Raw genomic sequence first — 24,108 nt, 5'->3', positions numbered from 1 at the left:
TGTGTTGATATTTGCAGTTAACCGAAAATTTCGCCCGGTTCCTGATAAATGAAGCGCGACGCGCGACCGGCGCCGTGCTTTTGCCGGGGTACGCCGCCAAATCGTCACTTTGCCGGCGAATTGCAGTCAAAACGGCAGGCCTAACTGCCGGGGAAGCGTTTCGTATCGGGGAGTATGCAAGTTGGCCTATCAGATCGTCGCGATAAGAGAGAACGAGAAAGTTAGCTGCGAACGGATGAGCGTGCTGATCGCGATTGCCAAGGCACGTGTCTGGGCAAGCGAAGGATGGCAGGTCGTCGTCACCGATAGTGAGGGAAAGACCCTGGAGCCGGCTGATTTCGACAGGCTGCTGGCGGCGTAGACGGCTTCACTTGCGAGGAGCGAGTTGTCCGCCTTAGCTCAAGGAGTGGATGCGCAAGACGATGTAATCGGGATTCTGTCATTCCGGGGTGGTGCTCCAGCACCAGACCTCAGACGCGCAATTGCGCATCGGGGAATCCCGAGATCGGCGACCCTCCGGTCCTGACCTTTGACCGGGCGAACGACATTTGGCTGCGCTGGGCACGCAAGCGGGCGGGAGAGGCCGTAGGCCTGCCGCTCGGCCTTTCCCTGCACCGGCGGCGCCGCGATGAGCGCGCAGATTTAACCAGGATTCACCTTTCGACGCCGCACCGCCATGGCGGCCGATTCTGGCACGTTGACCGGATGGCCGAACCGCCGCACCATAGACGCGTCCTTGCCCGAGGTGCCGCCGTGACCGGACTGACCCATCGCCAATCCGAAATCCTCAACATCGCCCGCGCCTTCGGCCGGGTGATGGTGGACGATCTCGCCAAGCGTTTCGAGGTCTCGGCGCAGACCATCCGCAAGGATCTCAACGACCTCTGCGATCACCGCTCTCTCACCCGCATCCATGGCGGCGCCATCATCGCCTCCGGCGTCGAGAACCTCGCCTATGAGGCGCGCCGCTTCGTCGCCGCCGAGGAGAAAAAGGCGATCGGGACGGCCGCGGCGGAGCTGATCCCGAACGGCTGCTCGCTGTTCATCAACATCGGCACCACGACGGAAGAGGTCGCCAGCGCTCTGACATCGCATGAGGACCTGCTCGTCATCACCAACAACCTCAATGTCGCGATGCTGCTGTACCGGCACCCGCGCATCGAGGTGATCGTGGCCGGCGGCGCGGTGCGCCGGGCCGACGGTGCGGTGATCGGCTCGACCGCCATCAGCCTGATCGGCCAGTTCAAGGTCGATTACGCCATCATCGGTGCCTCCGCGATCGATGAGGAAGGGGCGCTGCTGGATTTCGACTACCGCGAGGTGCAGGCGGCGCAGGCCATCATCGCCAACGCGCGCAAGGTGATGCTGGTCGCCGACAGCACGAAACTGCGCCGCAGCGCCCCGGTCCGCATCGCCCATATCAGCCAGATCCAGACCTTTGTCACGGACGCCGCCCTTCCGGCCGGCCTCGCCAATATCTGCCACACCCGCGGCATCGAGGTGATCGAGGCGATGCCGAAGGCGTCAGCGGACATCGATGAAGCCGGACCCGAGCTGCCGTCGACGGTCACGCGGCTGCGGTAGAGTCCTCGTCGTGCCCGCGAAGACGGGCATCCAGTAATCACCGCCGCTAGCGATGGAATCGAGAAGCCGCGAAGTGCTGGATCGTCCGCCTGAGCCTGTCATCGGGCGGCCATTCGGCCGACCCGTTGGCGGACGATGACAGCATCGAACCCCCAGTTCCCCCTTTTCACTTGCTTTCGCATTTGGTTGTGATTTATTCCAAATCGAAAGCCAAATCGCCAAAGTGAATAGGCGAACGCCGGGGAAGCGTCTTTGGATCGAATTTTCGACCTCGCAATCATTGGAGGCGGCGTTAACGGCTGCGGTATCGCGCGCGACGCGGCCGGCCGCGGGAACTCCGTTTTTCTGTGTGAAATGAACGACTTGGCGAGCGGGACGTCGTCCTGGTCGACCAAGCTCGTGCATGGCGGGCTGCGTTATCTCGAATATTACGAATTTCGTTTGGTGCGCGAGGCGCTGATCGAGCGCGAAATCCTCTGGCAGATCGCGCCCCACATCATCCGGCCCCTGCGATTCGTGCTGCCGCACCATGCCGGCCTGCGCCCGGCCTGGCTGCTGCGGCTCGGCCTCTTCCTCTACGACCATATCGGCGGCCGCAAGCTGCTGCCGCCGACCCGCTCGGTCGATCTCACAAGCGACGAGGTCGGAAAGCCGCTGGTCCCCAACCGCTTCACCCGCGGTTTCGAATATTCCGACTGTTTCGTCGATGACGCCCGGCTCGTCATCCTCACCGCGCGGGACGCGGCCGACCGCGGCGCCGACATCCGCACCCGCTCGCGCGCGGTGGAAATTCGCCAGGCCGACGGCATCTGGCGCGTCACGGTCGAAAATATGCTGAGCCGCGAGCGTTCGACCATCCAGGCGCGCGCGCTGGTCAATGCCGGCGGTCCCTGGGTCGAACAGGTGCTGGCGTCGGGCGCCGGGGTCAACGCGCGGGCAAAAGTGCGGCTGGTGCAGGGCTCGCACATCGTGGTGCGCAAGCTCTACGCCCATGACCGCGCCTACATGTTCCAGAACTCCGACGGCCGGATCGTGTTTGCGATCCCCTATCAGGACGACTTTACGCTCATCGGCACCACCGACCGCGACTACGAGGGCGACCCCTCGAAGGTGAAGGCTTCGGACGAGGAGATCAAATACCTCTGCGATTCCGTCAGCGAATATCTGGCAAAGCCGGTCAAACCCGAGGACGTGGTCTGGACCTATTCCGGCGTGCGTCCGCTCTATGACGACGGCGCCAGCGAAGCCAAGGCCGCCACCCGCGATTACGTGTTCGAGCTCGACACGCCCGGCGGCGCGCCGCTGCTGTCGATCTATGGCGGCAAGATCACCACCTACCGCCGCCTCGCCGAAGAGGCGCTGGAACGGCTCTCGCCTTATTTGCGCAGCGCCACGCCCCGCGAGGACTTCACGCCCCGCGAGGACTTCAAGGCGCGCCAAGGCTGGACCGCGAAGGCGGCGCTGCCCGGCGGCGACATCGACGTCTCGGCGATCCCGGCGCTGACGGCGGAACTGGTGCGCCATTATCCGTTCCTCAACGCCGCCCATGCCAACCGGCTGGCGCACGCCTATGGCACCCGCGCCGCGAAATGGCTCGGCACGGCAAAATCTCCGGCCGATCTCGGCCAATCCTTCGGCGCCACCTTGACGGAGCGCGAAGTCAGGTACCTGATGGCGTCGGAGTGGGCGTTGACCGCCGAGGATATCGTATGGCGGCGATCCAAGCTTGGATTGCGGATGTCGCCTGCCGAGATCGCGGCCCTCGACGACTGGATATCAGCCCATCGTGCCTCCCTGGCCAATCCCTTGCGCGAAGCAGGAGCGCGGACGTGAGCGTTACGCTGGAACATGTGACGCGGTCGATCGATGGCATTCCCGCCATTCGCGATGTCTCGCTGACGCTCGAGCGCGGCACGCTGAGTGTGCTGCTCGGCCCGACACTGTCGGGCAAGACCTCGATCATGCGGCTGCTCGCCGGCCTCGACAAGCCGACTTCCGGCCGCGTGCTGGTCGACGGCAAGGACGTCACCGGCTTCGACGTGCGGAAGCGCTCGGTGGCGATGGTCTACCAGCAGTTCATCAATTACCCCTCGCTGACGGTCTATGAGAACATCGCCTCGCCCTTGCGGGTGCAGGGCAAGCCGCGCGCCGAGATCGACAAGCGCGTCCAGGAAGCCGCAAGTCTCTTGAGACTGGAGCCGTATCTCAAGCGTACGCCGCTGCAATTGTCCGGCGGCCAGCAGCAGCGCACCGCGATTGCGCGCGCGCTGGTGAAGGGCGCAGATCTGGTGCTGCTCGACGAGCCGCTCGCCAATCTCGACTACAAGCTGCGCGAGGAGTTGCGCACCGAGCTGCCGCGCATCTTCGAGGCCTCCGGCGCGATCTTCGTCTACGCCACCACCGAGCCGTCCGAGGCGCTGCTGCTTGGCGGCCGCACCGTCTGCATGTGGGAAGGCGAGGTGCTGCAGGCCGGCGACACCTCGAAGGTCTACCGCCATCCCGACACGCTGCGGGTCGCCCAGGTGTTTTCCGATCCGCCGCTCAACATCGTCGGGATCCAGAAGAAGAACGGCTCGGTGCAATATGCCGGCGGCGTGCAGGCGCCCGCGTCGGGACTTTATGCCGGCCTCGGCGACGGTTCCTACCGGGTCGGCTTCCGCGCCCACCAGCTGGAGGTCGCCCATGGCGCGGCCGGCCGCCACGCCTTCCACGCCACGGTGACGGTGACGGAAATCACCGGTTCCGAAAGCTTCGTGCATCTCAGCCGTGACGCCTCCAACTGGGTCGCGGTGCTGCACGGCGTGCACGAGTTTCCGCCCGGCCACGTGCTCGATGCAGCACTCGATCCGGACAATGTGTTCGTGTTCGACGCGGCCGGCCGTCTGGTCGCCTCGCCGGGCGCGATGTGAGGGGCATGCAGCATGGCCCGCATTGACCTCGTCGATCTCGCACACTCCTACGGCGGCAATGACGCTGCCCCGGAATCCTTTGCGCTGAAGCCGGTGACGATGACCTGGCGGCAGGGCGGCGCCTATGCGCTGCTCGGTCCGTCGGGCTGCGGCAAGACCACGCTGCTCAACCTGATCTCGGGCATCGTGACGCCGTCGCGCGGAAAAATCCTGTTCGACGGCACCGACATCACCCCGCTGTCAACCCAGCGGCGCAATATCGCGCAGGTGTTCCAGTTCCCGGTGATCTACGACACCATGACGGTGGGGCAGAATCTGGCGTTCCCCTTGAAAAATCGCGGCGTGCCCAAGACCGAGATCGACGCGCGGGTCGCGGAGATCGCAGGCCTGCTCGACCTCACGCCGTATCTTTCCCGCAAGGCGCAGCGGCTGACCGCCGACGCCAAGCAGAAGATCTCGCTCGGCCGCGGGCTGGTGCGCTCCGATGTCGCCGCCGTCTTGTTCGACGAGCCGCTGACGGTGATCGATCCCGAGTTGAAATGGCAGCTGCGCTCGAAGCTCAAGGCGCTGCACCGCGCGCTCGACCTCACCATGATCTATGTCACCCACGACCAGACTGAGGCGCTGACCTTCGCCGATACGGTCGTGGTGATGCATGACGGAAGGGTGGTGCAGAGCGGGACGCCGGCCGAACTGTTCGACAAGCCCGCCCACACCTTTGTCGGCTATTTCATCGGCTCGCCCGGCATGAACATCGTGCCCGCCGAAGTCCGCGGCCGCGAGGCGCGGATCGACGGCCACACCATCATGCTGAACCGCAATTATGACGGCCTGCCGGCGAGCGCCAAAATCGAGATCGGGGTGCGTCCCGAATTCGTCAACGTCGCGCCGCCGGGCTCCGGGCTGCTGGCGGCCAATATCGAGCGGATCGACGATTTGGGGCGCATCCGTTTCGCACGCGTGCGCGTCGGCGACGTTAAATTCGCTGCGAGAGTGCCGGCGGGATTTTCGGTTCCCGACAAAGCCGCCGGCCTCGTGTTCGATCCGTCGCACGTTCACGTCTACGCCGACAGCCTTCTGGTCGAGGGGAATTGATGGACAAGACGGTCAACCAGAAAGCCTGGTTCCTGGTGCTGCCGGTGTTCCTGGTAGTGGCGTTCTCGGCCGTGCTGCCGCTGATGACGGTGGTGAACTATTCGATGCAGGACACCTTCGGCAACAACCAGTTCTTCTGGAACGGCGTCGGCTGGTTCAAGGAATTGCTCGATCCCTCGACCGATCTCGGTGGACGGTTTTTTGCGTCGCTGTGGCGCAATCTGTTCTTCTCCGCGGTGATTCTCGCGATCGAAGTCCCGCTCGGCATCGTGGTCGCGCTGTCGATGCCGCGCGAGGGCTGGAGCGTCGCGGCCTGCCTCGTGATCCTGGCGCTGCCGCTGCTTATTCCGTGGAACGTGGTCGGCACCATCTGGCAGATCTTCGGACGGCCCGACATCGGCCTGCTCGGCTATGTCCTGAACAATATCGGCTTCAACTACAATTACGTATCCAACGAGTTCGACGCCTGGGCCACCGTCATCGTGATGGATGTCTGGCACTGGACCAGCCTGGTTGCGCTGTTGTGCTACGCCGGCCTGAAGTCGATACCCGACGCCTATTATCAGGCAGCCCAGATCGACGGCGCCTCGCGCTGGGCGGTGTTCACCGCGATCCAGCTGCCGAAGATGCATCGCGTGCTCCTGATCGCCGTGCTGCTGCGCTTCATGGACAGCTTTATGATCTACACCGAACCGTTCGTGGTCACCGGCGGCGGGCCGGGCAACTCGACCACGTTCATTTCCATCGAGCTCGTCAAGATCGCGCTCGGGCAATTCGACCTCGGCAAGGCCGCGGCCTTGTCGCTGGTCTACAACCTCATCATCATCATCGTGTGCTGGGTGTTCTACACCGTCATGACCAACGCCGGCGTCGAGCGCCGGGTCGTCGTCAAGAAAAAGGGAGTCGCGTGATGCATTCGATTCCCGGCCGCCGCTTCATTCTCGGGCTATTTCTGATCTTCCTGCTGCTGCCGATCTACTGGCTGGTCAATATGAGCTTCAAGACCAACGAGGAGATCGTGTCGACCATGACGCTGTGGCCGCACCTGCCGACAACAGCCAATTACATGCGGATCTTCACCGACGAGAGCTGGTATTCCGGCTACATCAACTCGCTGAAATATGTCGTCATCAACACGGTGATTTCGATTTCGGTGGCCTTGCCGGCCGCCTATGCGTTCTCGCGCTACCGCTTCCTCGGCGACAAGCATCTGTTCTTCTGGCTGCTGTCGAACCGGATGGCGCCGGCGGCGGTCTACGCGCTGCCGTTCTTCAATCTCTATTCGGCGATCAATTTGTTCGATACGCCGTGGGCCGTGGCGCTGGCGCACTGCATCTTCAACGTGCCGCTGGCGGTATGGATCCTGGAAGGGTTTGTGTCCGGCGTGCCACGCGAGATCGACGAGACGGCGTTCCTCGACGGCTATTCGTTCCCGCGCTTCTTCATCAAGATCCTGGTGCCCTTGATCGCCAGCGGCATCGGCGTCGCGGCGTTCTTCTGCTTCATGTTCTCCTGGGTCGAGCTGCTGCTGGCGCGGACGCTGACTTCGGTCAACGCCAAGCCGATCGCCGCCGTCATGACCCGCACCGTTTCGGCCGCTGGCATGGACTGGGGCCTGCTGGCCGCCGCCGGCGTCTTGACCATCATTCCGGGCGCGCTGGTGATCTGGTTCGTCCGCAATTACATCGCGCGCGGTTTCGCGCTCGGCAGGGTGTGATCAGATGATGACATCATCGAAACCATCGCGAGCCTTCACCTCGCCCCGCTTGCGGGGAGAGGTCGGATTGCGCGCCAGCGCAATGCGGGTGAGGGGAGCTCTCCGCGAGTCCGTCTCTGCGGAGAGCCCCCCTCACCCCAGCCCTCTCCCCGCACGCGGGGAGAGGGGGCGCACTGCTGCGTTGTGTGGTTGGAGGTAAGTCATGGAAAACATCGCATGGATGGCCTGGACGCTGCCGACCGCGATCTTCTTCGTGCTGCTGGCCTGCACGCTCGCGGTCATGACCTGGCTTGCGATTGCCTATCCGGAAGCCGAGCGCGTCGGGGTCCTGCGCATTCCGACCACGCGCGGCGACCGGCTGTTCATCTCGCTGATCATGGCCGCCGTCATTCACCTGGTGTGGATTGGTCTGGTCGGCACCGACACGATTTTGACGCTTCCGGTCGGGGAAGCGGGTATTGAATTGTCGAGCCTGTGGCTCGGCACCGTGATTTCGCTTGTTTCGGCCGTTGCGATTTTCCGCACCGTCTGACGCAGGTGAAAAAGAGCAGATCCGGGGTTTAACCCGGGCCTGGTTAGTTTGTCGCTGCAACGGAGGAACCAACATGCGACGCTTAGAGAAAAGCAAGGGGCCTGTGATCAGGACCCGCGTTCTGATGATGACAAGCGCTGTCGCGCTGATGGCAGCTTCGGCTGCGGTCACCGCACCTGCGTTTGCCGACGAAGCCGCAGCCAAGAAGTGGATCGATAGCGAATTCCAGCCTTCGACCCTGTCGAAGGACGACCAGATGAAGGAAATGCAGTGGTTCATCAAGGCCGCTGCCCCCTTCAAGGGCATGGAGATCAACGCGGTCTCCGAAACCCTGACGGTGCACGAGTATGAATCGAAGACGCTCACAAAGGCCTTCGAGGAAATCACCGGCATCAAGGTCAAGCACGACATCATCCAGGAAGGTGACGTCGTCGAAAAGATCCAGACCCAGATGCAGTCCGGCAAGAACGTCTATGACGGCTGGATCAACGATTCCGACTTCATCGGCACCCACTTCCGCTACGGCCAGGCGGTTGACCTGACCGAGTGGATGGCCGGCGAGGGCAAGGACGTCACCGATCCCCAGCTCGACGTCAACGACTTCATCGGCAAGTCCTTCACCACGGCGCCGAACGGGCATCTCTACCAGTTGCCCGACCAGCAGTTCGCGAACCTCTATTGGTTCCGCTACGACTGGTTCTCCAATCCCGACTACAAGGCCAAGTTCAAGGCCAAGTACGGCTACGACCTCGGTGTTCCCGTGAACTGGTCGGCCTATGAGGACATCGCCGACTTCTTCACCAACGACATCAAGGAAATCAACGGCACCCGTGTCTATGGCCACATGGACTACGGCAAGAAGGATCCCTCGCTGGGCTGGCGCTTCACCGACGCGTGGTTGTCGATGGCCGGCAACGGCGACAAGGGTCTTCCGAACGGACTCCCGGTCGACGAATGGGGCATCCGCATGGAAGGCTGCCGCCCCGTCGGCTCGAGCGTCGAACGTGGCGGCGACGTCAACGGGCCGGCGGCGGTCTATTCGATCGTCAAGTACCTCGACTGGATGAAGAAATATGCCCCGCCGCAGGCGCAAGGCATGACCTTCTCGGAATCCGGTCCGGTGCCGGCGCAAGGCAATATCGCCCAGCAGATCTTCTGGTACACCGCCTTCACCGCCGACATGGTGAAGCCCGGCCTGCCCGTGATGAATGCGGACGGTACGCCGAAGTGGCGCATGGCTCCGTCGCCGCACGGCTCCTACTGGAAGGAAGGCATGAAGCTCGGCTACCAGGACGTGGGTTCGGCCACGCTTCTGAAGTCGACCCCGCTCGACCGCCGCAAGGCGGCCTGGCTCTATCTGCAGTTCATCAACTCCAAGACGGTGACCCTGAAGAAGAGCCATGTCGGTCTGACGTTCACGCGTGAGTCCGACATCTGGGACAAGTCGTTCACCGAGCGCGCGCCGAAGCTCGGCGGGCTGATCGAGTTCTACCGCTCGCCGGCGCGCGTGCAGTGGACCCCGACCGGCAACAACGTGCCGGATTATCCGAAGCTCGCGCAATTGTGGTGGCAGAACATCGGCGATGCGTCGTCCGGTGCGAAGACGCCGCAGGCCGCGATGGACTCGCTCGCCTCCGCCCAGGATTCGGTGATGGAACGTCTGGAGAAATCCGGCGTCCAGGGCGCCTGCGGACCGAAGCTCAACAAGAAGGAAACCGCCGAGTACTGGTTCGCGAAGTCCGCCAAGGACGGCAACATCGCGCCCCAGCGCAAGCTGGCCAACGAGAAGCCGAAGGGCGAAACCATCGACTACGATACCCTGATCAAGTCGTGGCCGGCCTCGCCCCCGAAGCGCGCCTCGGCGAACTGAGGCCGCTGTCATCGTCCGGCTTGACCGGACGATCCAGTACGCCGCGCCTTCTCGATTTGGTCGCGGACGGCGCGGGTTATCGGATGCCCCGCCCTCGCGGGGCATGACGAAAGAGAAAAAGAAGGCCGGGAGCGATCCCGGCCTTTTTTCCGTCGTCATTGCGAGGAGCGAAAGCGACGAAGCAATCCAGCTTCCTTTGATCAGGCCATAAGCTGGATTGCTTCGCTTCGCTCGCAATGACAGTTATTATACTGCAGTCATCGTCCACGAAGGCGGACGATCCAGGACGCCGCGGCTTCTCGATTCCATCGCTGGCGGCGGCGATTACCGGATGCCCGCTTTCGCGGGCCTGACGAGTCAGGGAGCCTCGCCATGCGCATGATCTTTCGCTGCGATCCGGCCTTGTCGGAGCATCTGCCGCGACCGGTGCCGGCGCGCGGGGGCTTGCCGGACTGGCTGCGGGCGATGCCCGCGAAAGCGCATTCGGACCTCCACGGGCGCGAGATCCGTACCGTCAAGCAATGCCCGCCCTTTGTCGACGCCATGGCCTATGGCGTCTTGATCCCGTTGCCCTGCGACGTCATCGTCGAGCGCGGCGCGTTTTCATGGGAGTGGGGCATTCCGGAGCCGGCGACCCCGGGGCATCCGCGCGCGCCCCTGAGCTTCCATGTCCCGGCCCAGTTCGCGGAAGCACCGTTCGCGCGTGAAGGTCAGGCCGCGATCAAGTTCAACAGTTTCTGGACCATCGAGCTCGAGCCCGGCTGGTCGCTGTTCGCCACCCATCCGATCAATCGCGACGAACTGCCGTTTCGTCTGATTTCCGGACTGGTAGACGCCGATCGTTTCCACGACGGCGGCATCAATTTTCCGGCGCTGTGGACGAAGCCCGATTTTTCCGGCGTGCTGCCGAAAGGCACGCCGGTGGCGCAGTGTTTCGCGGTGCCGCGCACCGCGCCCGAACTGGTGTTTGAGAGTTTCGATGAGCCGCATCAGGCGGCCTATGCGAAGACCGTTTCCGAAGTGCTGGCCACCCCCGGCGTCTACCGCAAGCGCTTTCGCGCGCGAAGGGGACGAGCGTGACAGTGCGTTCACCTCGCCCCGCTTGCGGGGAGAGGTCGCCGCGCTCTTGCGCGGCGGGTGAGGGGGACTCTCCGCGAGTCGAGTTCGCCGAGAGAGCCCCTCACCCCAACCCTCTCAGAGCGAGCTTCGCTCGTCTCGACCCCGCGAAGAGCGAAGAGCGGGAGCCATGGCCAACCGCCGCTGCGCCTTAGCCCAAATTATCCGGACTAACCGCCGAGCGAGCGTCGCAGCGCGGCCTCGTCCAGCCACAACCGGCCGTGCGGCGCCGAGGTCAGCGCCATCGCGATGCTGCCGAACATCGCTGGGCGAAGCCGATAGGCCGCCGCATAGGCGGCCATCGCTCCGTCGAGATCGCTTTTTTCCTGCAGCACGGTGCCGAGATTGAGCGCAGCCTCGGCATGGTCGGGCTTCTTCTCCAGCGCCGTGCGGTAGGCCGCGGCGGCTCTGTTGTAGTCGTGCAAATCCTGCTGGACCAGTCCGAGATCGAACCATGCCGACGCGGGAGCATCACCCGCGACCGCGCGTTCGAGCAGCGATGCCGCGAGGGTGTGGTCGCCATCCTCCCACGCCAGCCGTCCCAATCGCGCCGCGGCCTCGGCATTCCGCGGCACCACTTTCAGAATCGCTTGCCATGCCTCGCGCGCCTGTGGCCGCAAGCTTGACTGGTGAAGACTTGCCTGATCCAGCGTGCGGGCCTTTTCGACAAACGCCTCCCGCTGCGGCGCCAGCGCGATCGCGCGATCGAGATGATCGAGCGCGCCGTTAAAATCGCCGGTGGCGCGGGCGATCCGCGCGGCGAGCAGATGGGCTGCGGCATTGCCGGGTCGGTTGGCGAGACTGGTCTCGACATGGCCGCGCGCGGCACCGATCTCGCCTTGCGAAAACAGCACGGCGGCCAGGAGATGGCTGAGCATGGGATCGCCGGGCGCGCGGCTCAATCCCTGTTCGCAGACCTTGCGCGCCTCGTCGCGCTGGCCGGCATTGAAGGCGGCAGTAGCGCGGCGAACGGTTTCTTCGGCGGTGTGCTGGCTCATGCCGGCACCTTAGAACAACCGGGGAGGCCCGCAACCTGCGTCATCGTCCGCCAACGGGTCGCGCGAATGCGCGCCCGATGACAGGCTCCGGCGGACGATCCAGTACGCCGCGGCTTCTCGCATCTATCTCTGGCGCTGGCGAATACTGGATGCCCCGCCTCCGCGGGGCATGACGAAAGAAAAAAGGCCGGGAGCAATCCCGGCCTTTGCAACGACGGCTAAGGATGAATCCTTACTCCGCCGGATCCAGCGCCGCGCTCAGCGTCGGATAATCCGTATATCCCTTGGCGCCGCCGCCATAGAACGTCGCCTTGTCGGGCGCGTTCAGCGGTGCGCCGTGCTTGAGGCGTTCGACCAAATCGGGATTCGAAATGAACAGTTTTCCGAACGCGATCAGGTCGGCTTCACCGGCCGCCAGCACCTTGTTGGCGAGTTCGAGGTCATAGCCGTTGTTGGCCATGTAGGCGCCCGCAAAACGCTTGCGCAAGGAAGCGTAGTCGAAAAGGGCGATGTCGCGCGGGCCGCCGGTGGCGCCCTCGATGACGTGGAGATAAACGAGCTTCAGCGCGCTGAGATGATCGACGATGTAGTCGAACAGCGGCTGCGGATTGGAATCGGAGATGTCGTTGGCCGGCGTCACCGGCGAGATGCGGATGCCGGTGCGCTCGGCGCCGGCTTCGGCGGCCACCGCCTTGGAGACTTCCAGCATCAGCTTGGCGCGGTTCTCGATCGATCCGCCATAGGCATCGGTGCGCTTGTTGGCGCCGTCCTTGGCGAACTGGTCGAGCAGATAGCCGTTGGCGCCATGGATTTCGACGCCGTCGAAACCCGCTTCCAGCGCGTTCGCGGCGCCGCGCCTAAAGCCCTCGATGATCCCCGGAATTTCCTCCAGCGTCAGCGCGCGCGGCGCCGATACATCGGCAAAGGTGCCATTGACGAAGGTCTTGCCCTTGGCGGGGATCGCCGATGGCGCCACCGGTGCACCGCCCTTCGCCTGCAGCGAAGTGTGGGAGATGCGGCCGACATGCCAGAGCTGGATGAAGATGCGGCCGCCGCGCTCGTGCACGCGGTTCGTCACCTTGCGCCAGCCGGCGACCTGTTCCCTGGAGTAGATGCCGGGCGTGTCCTGATAGCCCTGGCCTTGCTGCGAGATCTGGCTCGCTTCGGTGACCAGAAGTCCCGCGGACGCGCGCTGCCCGTAGTAGTCAACCGCCAGCGGGTTCGGCACCAGGCCTGCGACCGCGCGGTTGCGCGTCAGCGGCGCCATCACAATTCGGTTGGAAAGCGTGATCGGGCCAAGTTTGTAGGGCTCGAAGAGTTTGGACGACGTGCTCATTTTTTTGGCTCTCGGGGTTGGGGACGGCAGAGGAGGCGGGACAGGTCAGAGCGAAGGGGCAACGACAAGTCATAAAACAAGTGTGCACTGCAAACGGCCCCGGCAAGTCGCCAGCCATTCGAAAAGCGCAGTCTAGCCCCGCACGATCCCGGCCAGGGGACCAGCGTCGATAAGCGGTGTTCGCGTATTGACGCGGCAAGATTTATTCGAAATCAGGAACGCTGCAGCATCGGCGTCCTTCCGACCGGTGTTCTGGCGACTGAACGGCACTGTTGGCGTCCGTCGGCGGCTGTTCCTCGAAATCTTTCGGTCTCTCTCCTCATCCTGGGGAGCGGCGACGGAGTTTATCATCGGGCCGCGCTTTGCGCGGACCCGTTGGCCGCGTCTCGAAGGATGAGGTGAGGCCCGTGGCCTCATGGTTCGAGACGGCGCTAACGCGCCTCCTCACCATGAGGGTCGGCGATCTCAGCTCACCCCGAGAAAATCCCGTTTTCCCACTTCCACGCCGTTGTGACGCTGGATGCCGTGGGCGGTGGCGGCGTGGAAGTAGAAGTTGGGAAAGGCAAACGCGCTGGCGAATTGCTGGCCCTTCAGCGTCTGTTGGTCGGTCCCACCGGAAAGGGGGCGGCTGGAAACGGCCGTTCCTACTGTGACCATTCCATCCCAATGCTGGCCTGTGTATTCGTCATCTGAGCGAATTGGCCGAAATTGCATAGACAGCCTGAGGTCAAGAGGGCAGCGTAACGTGTGAACGGCGGAGGCGGCCAACGAAGCTCGGCCTCACGCACCGGCCATCTTTCGGAGTCATTGACCGAATCTGGTATCGGCCCCGAGCGTTTGGAGTGACGGACATGGCTTCACAGAATTTGCCGCTCTGGCTTCGCTTTGTCCTGCTTATAGGTGTGGCCGTTTTTGCCGCAGGCGCCGGTCTCCTTGCCTATCGGTACTACACACGCCCGGCAACGCTGACCGTGGCGGTCGGCTCCATTGACGGTGAGGCTGCCAAGGCAATGTCGGCGATAGCAAGCGAGCTCGTTTCGACGAACGCTTCTGTAAGGCTTAAGGTTATCGACAGCGGGACGGCTCTTGAGGCCGCTAATGCGTTTTCTGCCGGTAAAGTCGATCTCGCCGTGGTTCGCGGCGATGTCGGCGACTTGTCGCAGGCGCAAGCCGTTGTTGTCGTCAGCCATGTGGTCGTGCTGATCATTGCGCCGCCCGGATCCTCCATCGACAGCATCGACGGCCTGAAGGGACATGCGATCGGCGTGGTCGGCGGAGCAGCGAACGCCAAAATTGTCAATGTGTTGACCACGGAATATGATCTGGCGAACGCAAAGGTTGTATTCAAGAACCTTGCTTTGACGGATGTCCGGCAAGCCATTCAGTCAAAACAGGTCAGTGCCCTGCTTGTCGCGATCCCGCTGGCCGAAAAGTATCTATCGCTCGTTCGCGGATTTTTTCAGCTGGACCACAAAAAGGCGCCGGTACTGATCCCCATCGGGTCCGCCGGAGCAATTGCGGAGACCGAACGTGCCTTTGAAAGTTTCGACGTCCCGAAGGGCACGCTGCGGGGATCGCCGCCGGTTCCGGAGGATGACCTGACCACCTTGCGGACCTCACTATACCTGGTTGCGCAGAAGAAGCTCGGCACTGATCTGGTGACCCGCCTCACGCAGGCGATCATGAGGGTGCGCAGGGATCTTCTGCGCGAGCAGCCGATTTTCGCGCAGATCACCGCGCCCAGTACCGACCAGGATGCCTACCTTCCGCTGCACCCTGGAGCGGCAGCCGTTTACAACAGCACCACGCAGAGTTTTATGGATGAATACGGCAACTGGATCTATCTGACGCCGATGGTGCTGGGTGGCGTTGCCACCATGCTTGCCGCGGCGTGGAAGTTTCTGGGCATCGGCGGGCCCGCCATTCCGGAAGGCCCTTTGGATAGTCTCTATGCCTTGGCGCGCCGGATCCGGAACGTCGGCACAGACGCCGAGCTGTCGGCGATCGAAGAGGAGATCGATAACATTCTCAAAGCCGAACGTGCCAAATCTGCCCGCGGCGACGAGAACGCGGTGGATGCCGTTACATTGAACGTGGCAGCACACCGGTTGGAGAACCTGATTCACGATCGACGAGCGGCGCTTGCAAAAAAACCGGTCGTTGCTTCCGCGGCCTGAGCAACACAGCATTGAGCGCCAAACGACGCAGAAGCGCGATTGACGGAATGTTCGCTTTACCACCCAAGGAGAGCTGTCATGAAACATCTGATGATTCCTGTGTTGTTGGCCGGAAGCTTCCTCGCCTTGAGCACCATGGAGGCAAGCGCGGTCGTCTGCGCACGCGGCGTGGTTCGTGCAGGCTGCGTCGCCGCCGGCGGGGCCGCTGTCGTCGCACGGCCTGTTGTCCGTCCTGCTGTCGGTGTTGTTCGGGCGCCGCGGGGGGTGGCTGTTCGGCGCCGGGTGTACTGACAATCCCGTGACGCATCAGCTCAAAACATGCCGCGCCAATAATGCGCGGCAGAGCGTCTGCGGCCGCACTCCGTCGAACGTATACAGCGGTTTTGCGATAGCGGCTGACTGGAGAACGTCGGGTGGGAAACCGTCTCTTCAATAAGGTAGTGCGATGTGAAGTCCCCGTGGCCTCCCAAGAGTGACGAATCATGAGCGCAATCGCGTTATCTTGCATCACGTTTATATGCATCTCAGGCGGCGTCTTGCTCGGTATGTTCCTCCGCAACACCTTGGCAGAGCATCATCTGAGCACGGATGCGAAGGATGTGGTCAGGCTGGGCACGGGCCTCATCGGGACGATAGCCGCGCTTGTCCTCGGCCTGCTGATCGCATCCGCGAAGAGTTCGTACGACACGCAGAGCACTGAAATCAAGCAGATGACAGCCAATATTGTCCTGCTCGACAATCTCCTGGGGCAGTACGGACCAGAGACGGGCGCTACTCGCAAACTGTTGCGGCGTGGCACCGCTATTTTGGCCGATCGAATGTGGCGTGAGAACAGTTCCGATGCTGCCAAGGCGGCCCCGTTCCAGGCGAGCGACGCAAGTGAAGCATTCTATGCGAAACTTCAGGAACTTTCGCCACAGAACGATTCCCAACGCTCCCTGCAAGCCCGAGCGATACAGGTCAGTACCGACATTGCGCAAACGCGCCTGCTGCTGTTCGCGCAGACAGATAGTTCAATCCCCATGCCCTTCCTGGTGGTGCTGATTTTCTGGCTCACCATCATCTTTGCAAGCTTCAGCCTGTTTGCCCGACCCAACGCAATCGTTATCGGCTCTCTGCTCATCTTTGCGCTGTCGGCGGCAGGGGCGATTTATCTGATCCTGGAGCTGGGTCAGCCGTTTGCGGGGCTGATGCAAATCTCCAGTGCGCCACTGCGCAACGCGCTTGCGCCTCTCGGTTCCTGAGCAATTGCATGATCGGGGTTGCCGGCCAGAGCAAGCCCCGACTGCTATTGCGATCGTCGCGACCTCCTGGAGCGGTTCTTCGACTTGATCAAAACCCGCGTTGTGCCGAGATGTCCGAATTTACGGCCTAGCTCAGCCCGAGGAAATCCCGTTTGCCGACTTCCACGCCGTTGTGGCGCAGGAGGCCGTGGGCGATGGCGGCGTGGAAGTAGAAATTCGGGAAGGCAACGGCGCTGGCGAATTGCTGGCCCTTCAGCGTCATGTTGGTCGGTCCCACCGGAAAGGTCACGTCGCGCGCATCCGCGCCCTCGAACTGCGCCGGCTTGAACGTCTTGAGATAATCGATGGTCTTGGCGAGCCGCTGCTTCAGCTCATCGAAGGTCTTTTCGGTGTCGGCAGTGACCGGCACTTCGCTGTGCGTCAGCCGCGCGCAGCTTTTTCCCGCGAAATCGCAGGCGAGCTGGATCTGGCGGCTGAGCGGCAGCATGTCCGGATAGAGCCGCGCGGAGAGCAATATCTCGGGCTGGATGTTCTTGGCCTTGCAGTGCGCCTCGGCCTTGGTGAGAAGCCCGGTGAGGCTGCCGAGGATTTGCAGGAAGGCCGGCACGGTCGCGTCGTAGAAGGACATGGGAGGTTCTTTCTTTGTGGAAGATTTCGTTTCAGGCTCTGCATTACCCGTCATTGCGACCGAAGCGAAGCAATCCATAGAACAGCAAGAAAGAAAGCTGGATTGCTTCGTCGCTTCGCTCCCTTGCGCAAACGCTTCGCGTTTGTCGCAGGCAATGACGGAGGATAAAATCTACCGCACCGCCGCGGCTCCCGCCGCCACTGGGACCGGCGCGCGGAGACCGCGCATGCGTGCCAGCAATTCGGCGGTGGGCCAGGAATCCGCCGGCAGGCCGTATTTGATCTGCATCGCCTTGACCGCGCTGCGGCTCTGCTGGCCCATCACACCATCGACCTTGCCGACATTGAAACCCGCGCGCACCAACAATTGCTGCAGCTCGCGCAGCTCGTTGAACGGCAGCTGCGCGACGGGAGCTGCGGGACGATGCATCGGCGCAGCACCCGCGATGCGGGTGGCGAGATAGCCTGCGGTGGTCGAATAGATCAGCGAATTGTTCCATTCGGTGTAGGCGGCGAAATTCGCGTAAGCGAGAAACGCCGGCCCCATGCGGCCCATCGGCAACAGCAGCGAGGCCGGCAACTCATCGTTCGGCAGCGCCTTGCCGTCGGCGAAGGTGACGCCGAGCTGCGCCCATTTCGACCGCGGCAATTGAATGGTGAGATCGGCCTGGTCCCAGGGAAAACTAGGAGCGTTGGGCACGCGCACTTCCTGCAGCCAGGGTTCGCCGCGCCGCCATTTCAATCCGGTCGCGATGTAGTTCGCGGTCGAGCCGATCACGTCGGCCGGGCTGCGCAGGAGATCGCGGCGGCCGTCGCCGTCGTAATCGACGGCGTAGGTGAAATAATGCGTCGGCAGGAATTGCGTCTGGCCGAGTTCGCCCGCCCAGGAGCCGACCATCTCGTCCGGCGTGAGGTCGCCGCGGTCGATGATTTTGAGCGCGGCGATGGTCTCGCCCGCGAACCGCTCGGAGCGGCGGCAGTCATAGGCCAGCGACACCAGCGAGCGCAGTGTCGGCAGATTGCCCATGTTGGCACCGAAATCGCTTTCGAGCCCCCAGAACGCGGCGATCACCGCCGGCGGCACGCCATACTCCTTCTCGGCGCGCGCGAACGCTGCCGCGTACGCTTTGATCTTGGCCTGGCCCTGCTGCATCCGGTAGGTCGCGGCCATACGGCCGGCGAATTCGGTGAACACCTGGCCGAACACGCGCTGGCCGCGGTCGCGGTTGACGATGCCCTGGTCGTAGACGAGGTAGGGCGAGGCCTCGGCCAGCGTGCGTTGCGACACGCCGGCGGCGGCCGCCTGTTGTTTGAGCTCGCCGAGGAAGCGGTCGAACGACAGGCCGTTGTGGCAGGCCGCGGCGCGGGGCGAGGGGGCGGCGATGGGCCGGGCCGGCGCCGGCATGGGCTGCGCGGGTGCCGGTCGAGGGCCCCACACCAGCATCAGGGCCAGCAGCGCCAGAAGGGCCGCACCGAGAATCAATCGTGTCGTCGAAAATCTTCGCATGGGGTTACCGGGGATGGGCCAATTCGCCAGAGACGGGGCTGTCCTAGCATCATTCGACGCCCGGCGTCATGTCCTGCCAAGAATCCTGCCGAGGCGCGCCGGCGGGTCCGCTAGCTCATCACCCGGCGCACGAACGCGGTCTTGTTGGTCAGCACGCAGATGTAGGAATAAGTCTCCGCCGCGCCCGCCGCGACGATATCGACATCCACCATGATCGGCCGCGTCTGGCCCCGCCACGTCGCCATGATTTCCGCTGGAACGGGACGGGTCCGGGTCTTCGTGACGGCGAGGCCGGCGATGCGGGGCAGCGCTTCGGTGGCCTTCAGGATGCAGGCCCTGTTGTCCTCCGCCTGGCTGCTCGCGGTGGCAACAAGCACGAGCAGGGACGCGAGGGCTAAGGTGATGCGCATGAGGCCTCCCGACCGTTTCGCGAAAGCTGAAGCTTGATCCGCCCGTCACGTGCGATAAGAGGAAGCTTCCCTGACCGATTTGTGACGCATTTCGTGGCGTTGCTGCAACAACTGTCTTGTTCCGCACTGCGGAACAGCATTTTCGACTCCACAATTGCGGCATCTACCGGTTAGTTTCCTCCTAGACCGGGGCTGGAGCGCCGTTGCCATTCCCAATCAATTTTGAGCCCGGTGGGCCGTCGGAACATACTCCCGGCGGCCCTTTATTATTGTTCCGAAGCCTGTTGTTCGAGAGCTGCATCGCCCGCCTTCGGCGGCAGGCCAGACCGAGTGGGCCTGCTCACGAGTTGCAGGCCTTCGCCCGCATCGAGCGCGGGGCGCGGCGAGAACCGGTAGCGTGAAAGCCTATCGATGCCGGACTGCATCTCCCGGTCCGCGATGAAGAGCACCAGGAAGGCGAGCACGCCGATGAAGGCGAGAACGGTCAAGAAGGTCCGCTTCACGGATCCGCACTCCCTCGTTTCGCAAGGGAGCAAATGCGCAAGCCGGCCCAACGTTCCCTGTTAGCCGCGGACCTCTCGGCCAGGCGATCAGGTCGGCCAGGCGATCAGGAGTTTTTCTTCTTGGCAGCCTTCTTGACCGGCTTTTCGGCCGCCTTCTCGCTCGCCTGCCTGGCGGCGAGGTCGGCCGCGGCGTTTCGCATCGACCTGGCATAGCTGTCGGCGGCGTTGTCGGCGGAAATCTGCAGCCGCTTGGCGGCAAAGCTCGCCTGCTCCATGGTATTTCTGGCGATCTGCTTGTAGCGATCCTTCGCCTGCTTGTCCCTGGCCTTGGCGGCGAGGCCGGCAAAGCGATCGCGCCGGCTTTTCGCGGCGGCCATCAGGCCCTTGTGCTGTTGTTTGGCAAGCTGCCGAATAACGACGTCCAGATCGGCTTCCGCCATTTCTTAGGTCCTTAAAGTCAAGTCACATATTCGATGCGATCAAGTATGCAATCGCCGCACGGGCTTTGCAATGCGCGGCGGCGAATGCGTTGTTGATGCCGGCCGTCCGGCTCGCGGCCTCGTTCAAGCCACCGCCGGTTCGGCTTTCGCGGGCTCCATCGCCACGCCGGTGCCGTCGGCCTCCGCGGTCTCGACGAACAGAACCGGGACCTTCGCGGCCCGGTCGAGACCCCATGCGACCGCGATCATGATCAGGATGCCGCCGGCGCTGACGGCGAGCTGCTCCCAGACGCCGCGCGTATATTGCATCAGGATCCAGTGCGCCCCGAACGACAGGAAGACGCTGAGGCAGAAGATCGGCAGCGAATGCTGGCCGCACAGGATCAGCGGACGCAGCCATCTCGAATGGAGCGCCGCCCAGTTGCGCGGCAAATATCGCACGACGACGACCGCCAGCGCCAGGAAGTGCGTGAAGCGCAGCATGTCGAGATCGGTCTTGTCGATCGGATAGATCGCCTTGATCATCCATTTCGGGATCGACGCATCCAAAATCGGAATGTGCCAGGTCATCACGATCACGAACGCAAACGCGATCCACGCCAGCGCCAGTATCAGCGCCAGGCGCGACCTGATCACCCACTCGATCTTGGCGAAGCCGCCGACGCCGCACCATGCCGCGAACACGAACATCATTTGCCACGCGAACGGATTGAAGTACCAGGTCGTGCCGGGCGGATACGAGGCGAGATTGAGGTCGAACCAGCGCGCCGCGATATACAGCACCACCGAGGCGGCGAGCGTCAGGTTCGGACGGCGCATCAGGCACCACAGGATCAGCGGCGAGGCCAGCACCAGCGCGATATAGAGCGGCAGCACATCGAGGTTGACCGGCTTGTAGCGCAGCGTCAGCGCCTGTCCGATCAGCACGTCGGGATGCTGGAGAAAATTGGCGACGTTGAGTTCGTCCTTGTACATCGGGTTGTCGAATCGCCTGGCCGTGCGCGCGATCTGCGCCGTGAACACCAGGAACAGCAGGATGTGGGCGACGTACATCTGCCAGGCCCGCATCACCAGCCGCTTGGTGGCCGCGAGAAAATTGCCCGAGCCCACGATCGGGCCGTAGATATAGCCAGCGAGATAGCCCGAAATGAACACGAAGAACTCGGCGGCGTCGCTGAAGCCGTAGTTGCGCAGCGTCAGCCAGGCCACGACGTCATGCGGGATGTGATCGAGGAAGATCATGCACAGCCCGATCCCGCGGAACAGATCGAGCCTGAGGTCCCGTTCGATGGCGCGCGAGAGCGAACCCGCGTTCTGGTTGGCGACCATGGTCTCCCCCTGAATTCGCGCCAGCCCCCGCCGACGCGTTTTTCTCGGGCGCAAGCACATCGCAAGGAGGGTCGCCAGTCAATGCCGGCGTAATGGCGGAAATCGACCGGTGGGGTCGCTATCGGACCGGCCGGGGGAGGGGCGGTGCGGGGAGCTTCTAGGCGGGCTGATCCCCGCCGCCGAGCTCGGCGAGCGCGGCCGCGATGAACTCGTCCAGTTTCTGGTGGGACTCGTCCTGCCGGTCCTTCGCGGTCTGAAGGGCCTCGAGATCCGGCCTCGCCGCGTCGTCCTGAAACAACACGTTCTTGGGCAAGCGAATGCTGGCAGGTCTTCTCATGTCGTCCCCCGAATACGAGATACAAATTCTCGGGCGCTGGTGGCTGCGATGTAGTCCGCCGATCACGGCGGAAGTTTGCGGGAAAGAAGTCGACGCCGGTGTTTTGGCGCGGCAGGATGTGGCGTGCGGCTAGTCTGGCCCGATTTTGCCTTGCGGCGGGGCAAAGGCCCGTGGATGATCGCCAAAGGCGGGCGGGGAGGTGCATATGCGCAAGGGTTTTGCGTTGGCTTTGGTTGCTGGCGGCGCCGTTTGGATGGCGCTCGCCTCGGAGGCGATGGCCGACTCCTGCTCCGAGCACGAGGATAGCTGCAACAACGCCTGTTTCCACCGCACCGGAGACGCCGCGACCCAGTGTTTCTCCAGTTGCAAGAATGAAAAGCGCGCCTGCCTGCGAACCGGAATTTTCCGCACCACCGGCGGCGTTTATCCCGGCCTGGACAGATATTGAAACGGCTCCCATGAAACGATATCCATGAAACTAGGCATATGACCGATTCCGAGAAAGCGGTCGCCATCGTCGAAGCCCTGAAGGCCGCCGAACACGAGCCGGCAGCCGTCGCGTTGCCGATCCTGAACGGCCTCGTCGGCCTCGTTCAGGCCCACGCCGAAGCGCCGCTGGAAGTCGAGGAGGCGCGCTCCAGCGCCTTCATGGCGATTTGCGAGATCGGCAAGGCGCTGCATCGCGGCCAGCCCGCGGATGCGCTGTGGGCGCCGGCGATCAATGCTGCGGAACGGTGGAAGTCGCTGGTGCGATAAGGCCTTGCGAAAAGGCCTTGCGAAACGAGGCGAGCCGCCCAACCATGAGACGGAACGGACATGCAAGCCGGTCTTGTTCAGACGTTTCGCGCCTTCGCCCACAATAACGCCTGGGCGAACCACCGCCTGCTCACGGCTTGCGCCGAGCTGAGCCAGCAGGAATTCGAAGCCGCGCGGACCGGCTTCTTCCCCAGCCTGCAGAGGACGTTGAACCACATCTATTTCGTCGACCTGTTCTACGTCGACGCGCTGGAGGGCGGATCGCTCGGGCCGAAATCCTGGGCTAACGAAATCCCCTGCCCATCGCTGGCCGAACTCAAGCCCGCGCAGGCCGCTATCGACCGGCGCCTGATCGCGCTCTGCGATGCGCTGACGCCCGAACTGCTCGACGGCATCGTGCGGGTCCATCGCGAGACGCGGGTGCAGACCGAACGGCGCGACCGCCTGCTGATGCATCTGTTCCAGCACCAGATCCACCATCGCGGCCAGGCCCACGCCATGCTCTCCGCGACCTCAGTCAAGCCGCCGCAACTCGACGAGTTCTTTGCGGCCGAAGAAGCGCCGCTGCGAGGAAGCGAGTTCGACGAGCTTGGCTGGACCGAGGCAACCGTGTGGGGGAAGTGACGCGCCCCGCGCGCTTTGCCGGCCTATTGTTTCTCGAGCTTGGTGATGGTCTTGGTGCCGTCGGTCTCGGTGGCGGAATATTTGACCATCTCGCCGGCGTGGACATCGTCGAGCGAGACGCCCTTGACCTTGAACTCGGTGGCGGCACCAGCGGCATTGGCGCCGACCGTGCCGTTCTGGGCCGGTCGAATGGTGATCGTCCCGCTGAGCCGGTCGATGACCGTGATCGTTCCGGTTCCCGTCGTCGCCTGCTGGGCCCAACCCGCCGAACCAATCAGCGTGAGCGCCGCGCAACTCGCCAACACGATCTTCGCGATTTTCATGGAAGCCTCCGAGAGATGGCGCGTCCGGGTCAAACCGCGCCAACCTGATTTGTTCCCGCCCACCATCGCGGGTGCCCGCCAGAGCGTTTGCAAGCCAAAGACTGCCCCGCATTTGAGGCGGCGTGGCGGCCGGTTCGCGACAAGCAAACGCCTCAAATCAGGAATTCGCAGCCCCGGTTCGACGCAATCGAAACGGAAAAGGCGCTAATAGCACCGCATGATGTTGACGGTTCGGTCTTTGCCGTCGCGCCCGGGAACCGTGACGCTCTCCTCGGGGCAGCTCGGCACATAGGGCCGGTCGGAACGCGCGACCATCGGCGGAAAGCGATGCGCCCAATCCCAGGGAACGTCATAGGTGTAGGTGTAACGCTGCGTATCGCCGGATGGCGGCACGGCATTTACCAGGGGTTCATCACCCGTTGGCCCGTAATCGTATCCGTCCACACCCGGCCAGAAGATCGCGCCGTCGTTTCGCCTGTGATGGCGGAATGAACGGCTTGCCGGCGAATGGAAATTCCCATGCGGCGAAGCGAACGCTCCACGCTGCGTTCCTCCCGACCTGGCGAACGTCTCGTTCGCGGCCAGCATGAGCGCTACTGCACTGAGAGACGCGACCAGCGCCCCATACATTTTACTCGTCATGGCACGCACCAATGTGTTGGTTACTGAGCCCC

27 protein-coding genes and 1 pseudogene are annotated in these 24,108 nt (G+C 63.3%); 16 read left to right on the top strand and 12 right to left on the bottom strand.

The window, feature by feature from the left end; genetic code table 11:
- The first annotated feature begins 181 nt into the window (after nt 1-181).
- The 10 genes from B5525_RS01765 to B5525_RS01720 all read left to right on the top strand — a co-directional run bounded on the left by B5525_RS01765 (nt 182) and on the right by B5525_RS01720 (nt 10,787).
- Entirely contained in the window at nt 182-361 is a 180-nt protein-coding gene (locus tag B5525_RS01765) for a hypothetical protein (RefSeq protein ID WP_079564306.1), read from the top strand.
- 392 nt (nt 362-753) lie between these two features.
- A complete protein-coding gene (locus B5525_RS01760; RefSeq protein WP_079572792.1) occupies nt 754-1,584 on the top strand; it encodes a DeoR/GlpR family DNA-binding transcription regulator in 831 nt (276 codons plus the stop codon).
- A 252-nt stretch (nt 1,585-1,836) separates the two neighbouring features.
- Nucleotides 1,837-3,417 (top strand): glycerol-3-phosphate dehydrogenase, encoded by a 1,581-nt coding sequence (gene glpD, locus B5525_RS01755; RefSeq protein WP_079564304.1) that lies wholly within the window; start codon nt 1,837-1,839, stop codon nt 3,415-3,417.
- Nucleotides 3,414-4,493, top strand: a complete 1,080-nt coding sequence (locus B5525_RS01750) for an ABC transporter ATP-binding protein (protein ID WP_079564302.1) — start codon at nt 3,414-3,416, stop codon at nt 4,491-4,493. Before glpD ends, B5525_RS01750 begins: the two co-directional genes overlap by 4 nt.
- 12 nt (nt 4,494-4,505) lie before the next feature.
- Nucleotides 4,506-5,588 carry an ABC transporter ATP-binding protein gene (locus B5525_RS01745; RefSeq protein WP_079564301.1) on the top strand — a complete coding sequence of 361 codons (1,083 nt, stop codon included), beginning with the start codon at nt 4,506-4,508 and terminating at the stop codon, nt 5,586-5,588.
- A complete protein-coding gene (locus tag B5525_RS01740; protein WP_079564299.1) occupies nt 5,588-6,499 on the top strand; it encodes a carbohydrate ABC transporter permease in 912 nt (303 codons plus the stop codon). The genes B5525_RS01745 and B5525_RS01740 overlap by 1 nt, the downstream gene beginning before the upstream one ends.
- A complete protein-coding gene (locus B5525_RS01735; protein ID WP_079564298.1) occupies nt 6,499-7,305 on the top strand; it encodes a carbohydrate ABC transporter permease in 807 nt (268 codons plus the stop codon). The genes B5525_RS01740 and B5525_RS01735 overlap by 1 nt, the downstream gene beginning before the upstream one ends.
- A gap of 202 nt (nt 7,306-7,507) precedes the next feature.
- Nucleotides 7,508-7,837 (top strand): DUF2160 domain-containing protein, encoded by a 330-nt coding sequence (locus tag B5525_RS01730; protein ID WP_079564296.1) that lies wholly within the window; start codon nt 7,508-7,510, stop codon nt 7,835-7,837.
- Between the two features lie 127 nt (nt 7,838-7,964).
- Nucleotides 7,965-9,707 carry an ABC transporter substrate-binding protein gene (locus B5525_RS01725; protein WP_425305284.1) on the top strand — a complete coding sequence of 581 codons (1,743 nt, stop codon included), beginning with the start codon at nt 7,965-7,967 and terminating at the stop codon, nt 9,705-9,707.
- A gap of 372 nt (nt 9,708-10,079) precedes the next feature.
- Nucleotides 10,080-10,787, top strand: coding sequence for a hypothetical protein (locus tag B5525_RS01720; RefSeq protein WP_079564293.1), 708 nt, complete (start codon nt 10,080-10,082; stop codon nt 10,785-10,787).
- Between the two features lie 206 nt (nt 10,788-10,993).
- Here B5525_RS01720 and B5525_RS01715 read toward each other — a convergent pair whose 3' ends face one another.
- The 3 genes and pseudogenes from B5525_RS01715 to B5525_RS43495 form a co-directional block, all read right to left on the bottom strand.
- Entirely contained in the window at nt 10,994-11,821 is an 828-nt protein-coding gene (locus B5525_RS01715) for a tetratricopeptide repeat protein (protein ID WP_079564291.1), read from the bottom strand.
- Between the two features lie 232 nt (nt 11,822-12,053).
- The gene (locus tag B5525_RS01710; protein WP_079564289.1) at nt 12,054-13,157 is read right to left on the bottom strand and encodes an alkene reductase; all 1,104 of its coding nucleotides are present in this window, start codon (nt 13,155-13,157) and stop codon (nt 12,054-12,056) included.
- Between the two features lie 465 nt (nt 13,158-13,622).
- Nucleotides 13,623-13,754: pseudogene (locus B5525_RS43495) on the bottom strand (DUF1993 family protein); the annotation flags it as partial.
- 254 nt (nt 13,755-14,008) lie between these two features.
- On the opposite strand from B5525_RS43495, the gene B5525_RS01700 reads away from it, so the two are divergent.
- From B5525_RS01700 to B5525_RS01695, 3 genes are all read left to right on the top strand, one after another.
- A complete protein-coding gene (locus tag B5525_RS01700; RefSeq protein ID WP_079564288.1) occupies nt 14,009-15,334 on the top strand; it encodes a TAXI family TRAP transporter solute-binding subunit in 1,326 nt (441 codons plus the stop codon).
- A gap of 78 nt (nt 15,335-15,412) precedes the next feature.
- Nucleotides 15,413-15,625: a hypothetical protein gene (locus tag B5525_RS43490; RefSeq protein ID WP_154073012.1), complete on the top strand. Its 213-nt coding sequence runs from the start codon at nt 15,413-15,415 to the stop codon at nt 15,623-15,625.
- Between the two features lie 191 nt (nt 15,626-15,816).
- Nucleotides 15,817-16,578 carry a DUF4239 domain-containing protein gene (locus tag B5525_RS01695; protein ID WP_079564286.1) on the top strand — a complete coding sequence of 254 codons (762 nt, stop codon included), beginning with the start codon at nt 15,817-15,819 and terminating at the stop codon, nt 16,576-16,578.
- A gap of 127 nt (nt 16,579-16,705) precedes the next feature.
- Here the strand turns inward: B5525_RS01695 and B5525_RS01690 are convergent, their stop codons facing one another.
- The 7 genes from B5525_RS01690 to B5525_RS01660 all read right to left on the bottom strand — a co-directional run bounded on the left by B5525_RS01690 (nt 16,706) and on the right by B5525_RS01660 (nt 21,731).
- Nucleotides 16,706-17,206 carry a DUF1993 domain-containing protein gene (locus B5525_RS01690; RefSeq protein WP_079564285.1) on the bottom strand — a complete coding sequence of 167 codons (501 nt, stop codon included), beginning with the start codon at nt 17,204-17,206 and terminating at the stop codon, nt 16,706-16,708.
- A 171-nt stretch (nt 17,207-17,377) separates the two neighbouring features.
- Nucleotides 17,378-18,649: a lytic murein transglycosylase gene (locus tag B5525_RS01685; protein WP_154073774.1), complete on the bottom strand. Its 1,272-nt coding sequence runs from the start codon at nt 18,647-18,649 to the stop codon at nt 17,378-17,380.
- A 173-nt stretch (nt 18,650-18,822) separates the two neighbouring features.
- Nucleotides 18,823-19,122 carry a hypothetical protein gene (locus B5525_RS01680; RefSeq protein ID WP_079564282.1) on the bottom strand — a complete coding sequence of 100 codons (300 nt, stop codon included), beginning with the start codon at nt 19,120-19,122 and terminating at the stop codon, nt 18,823-18,825.
- 266 nt (nt 19,123-19,388) lie between these two features.
- On the bottom strand, nt 19,389-19,625 hold the full coding sequence (locus tag B5525_RS01675) for a hypothetical protein (protein WP_079564280.1): 237 nt from the start codon (nt 19,623-19,625) through the stop codon (nt 19,389-19,391).
- A 104-nt stretch (nt 19,626-19,729) separates the two neighbouring features.
- Nucleotides 19,730-20,065 carry a hypothetical protein gene (locus B5525_RS01670; protein ID WP_079564279.1) on the bottom strand — a complete coding sequence of 112 codons (336 nt, stop codon included), beginning with the start codon at nt 20,063-20,065 and terminating at the stop codon, nt 19,730-19,732.
- Nucleotides 20,066-20,188: 123 nt separating this feature from the next.
- Entirely contained in the window at nt 20,189-21,394 is a 1,206-nt protein-coding gene (locus tag B5525_RS01665) for an OpgC domain-containing protein (protein WP_079564277.1), read from the bottom strand.
- A gap of 157 nt (nt 21,395-21,551) precedes the next feature.
- A complete protein-coding gene (locus B5525_RS01660) occupies nt 21,552-21,731 on the bottom strand; it encodes a hypothetical protein (RefSeq protein ID WP_079564275.1) in 180 nt (59 codons plus the stop codon).
- Nucleotides 21,732-21,936: 205 nt separating this feature from the next.
- Between B5525_RS01660 and B5525_RS01655 the strand changes: the two genes are divergently transcribed.
- The 3 genes from B5525_RS01655 to B5525_RS01645 are packed head-to-tail and all read left to right on the top strand — an operon-like array spanning nt 21,937 to nt 23,111.
- A complete protein-coding gene (locus tag B5525_RS01655) occupies nt 21,937-22,179 on the top strand; it encodes a hypothetical protein (protein ID WP_079564273.1) in 243 nt (80 codons plus the stop codon).
- Between the two features lie 38 nt (nt 22,180-22,217).
- Entirely contained in the window at nt 22,218-22,487 is a 270-nt protein-coding gene (locus B5525_RS01650) for a hypothetical protein (RefSeq protein WP_079564272.1), read from the top strand.
- Nucleotides 22,488-22,547: 60 nt separating this feature from the next.
- Nucleotides 22,548-23,111 carry a DinB family protein gene (locus B5525_RS01645; RefSeq protein WP_079564270.1) on the top strand — a complete coding sequence of 188 codons (564 nt, stop codon included), beginning with the start codon at nt 22,548-22,550 and terminating at the stop codon, nt 23,109-23,111.
- Between the two features lie 23 nt (nt 23,112-23,134).
- On the opposite strand, the gene B5525_RS01640 is transcribed toward B5525_RS01645, so the two are convergent.
- Both B5525_RS01640 and B5525_RS01635 read right to left on the bottom strand, forming a co-directional pair.
- Nucleotides 23,135-23,434: a copper-binding protein gene (locus B5525_RS01640; RefSeq protein ID WP_079572788.1), complete on the bottom strand. Its 300-nt coding sequence runs from the start codon at nt 23,432-23,434 to the stop codon at nt 23,135-23,137.
- Nucleotides 23,435-23,638: 204 nt separating this feature from the next.
- Nucleotides 23,639-24,076, bottom strand: a complete 438-nt coding sequence (locus tag B5525_RS01635; RefSeq protein ID WP_079564268.1) for a hypothetical protein — start codon at nt 24,074-24,076, stop codon at nt 23,639-23,641.
- Between the last annotated feature and the right edge of the window lie 32 nt (nt 24,077-24,108).

This window comes from Bradyrhizobium erythrophlei (assembly GCF_900129505.1).
GTDB lineage: Bacteria > Pseudomonadota > Alphaproteobacteria > Rhizobiales > Xanthobacteraceae > Bradyrhizobium > Bradyrhizobium erythrophlei_D.
This window is presented reverse-complemented; position numbering and strand designations above follow the sequence as displayed.

Bases quoted from the DNA above. Each gene is read 5' to 3' on its own strand.
- B5525_RS01695 (WP_079564286.1), top strand. From the start codon at position 15,817: ATGAGCGCAATCGCGTTATCTTGCATCACGTTTATATGCATCTCAGGC.
- B5525_RS01715 (WP_079564291.1), bottom strand. From the start codon at position 11,821: ATGAGCCAGCACACCGCCGAAGAAACCGTTCGCCGCGCTACTGCCGCC.
- B5525_RS01670 (WP_079564279.1), bottom strand. From the start codon at position 20,065: ATGGCGGAAGCCGATCTGGACGTCGTTATTCGGCAGCTTGCCAAACAA.
- B5525_RS01740 (WP_079564299.1), top strand. From the start codon at position 5,588: ATGGACAAGACGGTCAACCAGAAAGCCTGGTTCCTGGTGCTGCCGGTG.
- B5525_RS01710 (WP_079564289.1), bottom strand. From the start codon at position 13,157: ATGAGCACGTCGTCCAAACTCTTCGAGCCCTACAAACTTGGCCCGATC.
- B5525_RS43490 (WP_154073012.1), top strand. From the start codon at position 15,413: ATGAAACATCTGATGATTCCTGTGTTGTTGGCCGGAAGCTTCCTCGCC.
- B5525_RS01700 (WP_079564288.1), top strand. From the start codon at position 14,009: ATGGCTTCACAGAATTTGCCGCTCTGGCTTCGCTTTGTCCTGCTTATA.
- B5525_RS01725 (WP_425305284.1), top strand. From the start codon at position 7,965: ATGACAAGCGCTGTCGCGCTGATGGCAGCTTCGGCTGCGGTCACCGCA.
- B5525_RS01685 (WP_154073774.1), bottom strand. From the start codon at position 18,649: ATGCTGGTGTGGGGCCCTCGACCGGCACCCGCGCAGCCCATGCCGGCG.
- B5525_RS01745 (WP_079564301.1), top strand. From the start codon at position 4,506: ATGGCCCGCATTGACCTCGTCGATCTCGCACACTCCTACGGCGGCAAT.
- B5525_RS01735 (WP_079564298.1), top strand. From the start codon at position 6,499: ATGCATTCGATTCCCGGCCGCCGCTTCATTCTCGGGCTATTTCTGATC.
- B5525_RS01660 (WP_079564275.1), bottom strand. From the start codon at position 21,731: ATGAGAAGACCTGCCAGCATTCGCTTGCCCAAGAACGTGTTGTTTCAG.
- B5525_RS01645 (WP_079564270.1), top strand. From the start codon at position 22,548: ATGCAAGCCGGTCTTGTTCAGACGTTTCGCGCCTTCGCCCACAATAAC.
- B5525_RS01720 (WP_079564293.1), top strand. From the start codon at position 10,080: ATGCGCATGATCTTTCGCTGCGATCCGGCCTTGTCGGAGCATCTGCCG.
- B5525_RS01640 (WP_079572788.1), bottom strand. From the start codon at position 23,434: ATGAAAATCGCGAAGATCGTGTTGGCGAGTTGCGCGGCGCTCACGCTG.
- B5525_RS01655 (WP_079564273.1), top strand. From the start codon at position 21,937: ATGCGCAAGGGTTTTGCGTTGGCTTTGGTTGCTGGCGGCGCCGTTTGG.
- B5525_RS01665 (WP_079564277.1), bottom strand. From the start codon at position 21,394: ATGGTCGCCAACCAGAACGCGGGTTCGCTCTCGCGCGCCATCGAACGG.
- B5525_RS01730 (WP_079564296.1), top strand. From the start codon at position 7,508: ATGGAAAACATCGCATGGATGGCCTGGACGCTGCCGACCGCGATCTTC.
- B5525_RS01650 (WP_079564272.1), top strand. From the start codon at position 22,218: ATGACCGATTCCGAGAAAGCGGTCGCCATCGTCGAAGCCCTGAAGGCC.
- B5525_RS01635 (WP_079564268.1), bottom strand. From the start codon at position 24,076: ATGACGAGTAAAATGTATGGGGCGCTGGTCGCGTCTCTCAGTGCAGTA.
- B5525_RS01680 (WP_079564282.1), bottom strand. From the start codon at position 19,122: ATGCGCATCACCTTAGCCCTCGCGTCCCTGCTCGTGCTTGTTGCCACC.
- B5525_RS01690 (WP_079564285.1), bottom strand. From the start codon at position 17,206: ATGTCCTTCTACGACGCGACCGTGCCGGCCTTCCTGCAAATCCTCGGC.